The organism is Pseudoxanthomonas sp. LjRoot204_2 (assembly GCF_056175765.1).
Genome location: NZ_JBGFFG010000650.1, coordinates 1 through 1,367, shown reverse-complemented (window position 1 = coordinate 1,367; position 1,367 = coordinate 1). Strand labels below are relative to the sequence as shown.

At 67.3% G+C, this 1,367-nt stretch carries 2 protein-coding genes; both read left to right on the top strand.

Annotated features, from left to right (window positions below; translation table 11 throughout):
• Window positions 1-720, top strand: a 720-nt coding sequence (locus tag AC04L7_RS18780; protein ID WP_475513713.1) for a methyl-accepting chemotaxis protein, incomplete at its 5' end; no start/stop codon positions are given.
• A gap of 95 nt (window positions 721-815) precedes the next feature.
• Complete coding sequence (locus tag AC04L7_RS18775; protein ID WP_192267748.1) at window positions 816-1,304, top strand: chemotaxis protein CheW; 489 nt, start codon at window positions 816-818, stop codon at window positions 1,302-1,304.
• Window positions 1,305-1,367: the final 63 nt, after the last annotated feature.

The window sequence follows — 1,367 nt, the reverse complement described above, 5'->3', positions numbered from 1 at the left end:
GAGCTGACCTCCACCGTGCGCCAGAACGCCGAGTCGGCCCGCCAGGCCAACCAGCTGGCCATCGGTGCCGCCTCGGTCGCCTCGCAGGGTGGCGAGGTCGTGGGCAAGGTCGTCACCACCATGACCGACATCGAACAGTCCTCCAAGAAGATCGCCGAGATCATCTCGGTCATCGACGGCATCGCCTTCCAGACCAACATCCTGGCCTTGAACGCAGCCGTGGAAGCGGCCCGCGCCGGCGAACAGGGCCGCGGCTTTGCCGTGGTCGCCTCGGAAGTGCGCACCCYGGCCCAGCGCTCGGCCAATGCGGCCAAGGAGATCAAGGGCCTGATCGAGAACTCGGTGGAGAAGGTCTCCGACGGCTCGGCGCTGGTGAACCAGGCCGGTGCGACGATGGCCGACATCGTGGCCAGCGTGCAGCGCGTGACCGACATCATGGCCGAGATCTCGGCGGCCTCGCAGGAGCAGTCGGCCGGCATCGAACAGGTCAACCAGACCATCACCCAGATGGACGAGACCACCCAGCAGAACGCCGCGCTGGTGGAGGAAGCCACCGCCGCCGCCCGCGCCATGGAAGAGCAGGCGCATGCGCTGAGCGACGCCGTGTCGACGTTCCGCCTGGACAGCCACGGCACGGTCGCACGCCTGGTGCAGGAACGCGTCACCCGCATCGCGGCCGGCGGCGCACACCGCACGGTCTCCGAACCCCACGCCTACTGACCCGCTAAAGAAACCCCACCCGGGGCCGATCTAGGCATTGACCGGTTCCGTCCCGGGAACCCCACCCCTTACCGGCTGCGACAGGAGCCCGACGAATGAGCGACAAGAAGACCCAGGCCGCGGCGAGCGCGGACGAGTTCCTCAGTTTCACCCTGGGGGACGAGCACTACGGCGTGGATATCCTGAAGGTGCAGGAGATCCGTGGCTACGACTCGGTGACGCGCCTGCCGGATGCACCGGACTACATCAAGGGCGTCATCAACCTGCGCGGCACCATCGTGCCGGTGATCGATCTGCGCCTGAAACTGCGGTTGAAGGAAGCGCGCTATGACGCCTTCACCGTGATGATCGTGCTGAACGTGGAGGACCGCGTGGTCGGCATCGTGGTGGACAGCGTCTCGGACGTGCTCGCCCTGAACGCCGAGCAGATCCGTCCCACCCCGGAGTTCGGCGCCAGCGTCGATACCCGTTTCATCTCCGGCATCGGCACGGTGGACGAGCGCATGCTGATCCTGCTCGACATCGAAACGCTGATCGACAGCGCCGACCTGGGCCAGCCCCTGCCGGAACAGGCGGCTGCCTGATCCGTCGCCGGGCATCCGGCGCAGTGATGTTCTCCCGAGACCGCGGCCCCCACCGCCCTCACC